This window comes from Okeania sp. SIO2F5 (genome assembly GCF_010692685.1).
Taxonomy (GTDB): domain Bacteria; phylum Cyanobacteriota; class Cyanobacteriia; order Cyanobacteriales; family Microcoleaceae; genus Okeania; species Okeania hirsuta.
On sequence record NZ_JAAHGU010000294.1, the window covers coordinates 1 to 1,744 of the forward strand.

Consider the following 1,744-nt stretch of genomic DNA (forward strand, 5'->3'; position numbering starts at 1 on the left):
ACTGCTCCATGGCCTCTGGAGTCAGCCAAAAAGTGAGACTCCCTCGCTGCTTTAAGGAGGCATCATACTCAGACCAGTTTTTGAGTCGATACAAGGACTTGGAGTTGGATTTAGACTTACTCTTACTCATATCTGCTGAGTGTAGTTTCGTGTACCATCTTGACTTCTTTATTTTTACCCTAAACATCATCTTTTGTGCAACAAAGCCGTTTCTCAGTTAGATATTAGTTTTTTTTTAAAGCTTTCAGCTGGTTCTGGTTCTTTTTTTACTGAAAACTTTCTGGGAAGTTTTAATTTGGCCTTAAATTTAGATCTGATGATTCCGTAAAGAGTTTTATAATCAACATCTTCCCCATATTCACAGCGAAGCCATTCCTGAATAGCTCCGTAGCTTTTAAATCCATCCGAGTGGCTGATTTAATATGAGCTTTAATCCAGTTTCAGCAGTAGATGAAATTGCCTTTGGACGACCAGTAGTTTTTTTGACAGTTAATCATGATTTTAATCCAGTTTCAGCATATTCTTTAAACCACCGATGTACGCTCACTTGATGTACTCCCACTGCTTGTGCTATTCCTTTAACAGTTTTGATTTGTCCAGTTTTTAACAAATATAAAGCTTGAACTTTACGATATGTGGCAGTAGTTTTCTGCTGAGTTAAAACCTCTTGGAGTTGACAGCCGTGTTTCAATAATTTTGAGATGACAGTAATTTACCATATCTTGATGATGACTCTTGAGGCGTGCGATCGCACGCCTCAAATATAACATTTTTTTTAAGAAATGGTATTATACTTTAGTGGAAGAAGGCAAAGGGCAGAAGGCAGCGGGAGCTGAAGAGTTTCTTACAATTTTGACTGAATTCTATACATGATCCGATGCTACCCGATATGATATCATAATAAAGATATTTTCTCTAATAAATTTCTCCCTGTTCCCTAAATTTTTTATTGTGGGTATTCTAAAGAGACATGATATTAAAAGCTAAAGAACTATACCACTTCCGATTCCCGATCAAAAGGCGATCGCTCCATCTACAGCACAAAGTTTAAGCCTAGAAGTCATATCAAATCCTCTTAATTGGACATAAAAAAAATTCTCCAATTGCCATAACTACGCTCATCTTTCTAATTCTTTCTCCTCCTGAATTCAGCAATTCTGACTTCTGACTCCAACTCGACTTAACCATTCTATAACTGTTTAACCGGATTTGATATCAGCAGTTAGGTTAGTAGATGGCATAACACCACTGAAAACTAACTAACTGCCAGAAACAAATTTGGGTATGGATAGACACCTTCTAAAAATCTAGACAATCCTAGACACGTTCTTCGATTAAATAGCAGTCAGCACTCAGCGGTCAGCACTCAGCATGATTGACTTTTTTTGACACTCTCGTCGGGGATTTCAACCCCGACTCAACTATCCTGCGCATTAGCTGCCGGGATTTAATCCAAGCTTAAAAAGCTGAAGCGCTGTTTGCAAAGCATTCCGGTAAGGAAAATGCTGAAGCGCGCTATAGCTAGTTAATGACGTAAAAACATAGACATTTTGTAGATATAAGTCTTGGATCGTCCATGTTTTTCAGCTTTAGCAAGCAACAGAAAACAAATCTATATATAGAACCCCTAAACGGATCTTTGTGAGAGAGTATAATGGATAGAAAATGCCATACTCAAGTAGCTTGACAGACAGCGAGTGGGCTTTAATTGAACCACTGCTGCCCAAAAAAAAAAGAACTAAAC

General features: G+C 37.9%; 1 protein-coding gene. It reads right to left on the reverse strand.

Features of this window, described 5'->3' with window-relative positions:
* Positions 1–493: 493 nt before the first annotated feature.
* Complete coding sequence (locus F6K27_RS33050) at positions 494–691, reverse strand: helix-turn-helix domain-containing protein (RefSeq protein WP_287244564.1); 198 nt, start codon at positions 689–691, stop codon at positions 494–496.
* Between the last annotated feature and the right edge of the window lie 1,053 nt (positions 692–1,744).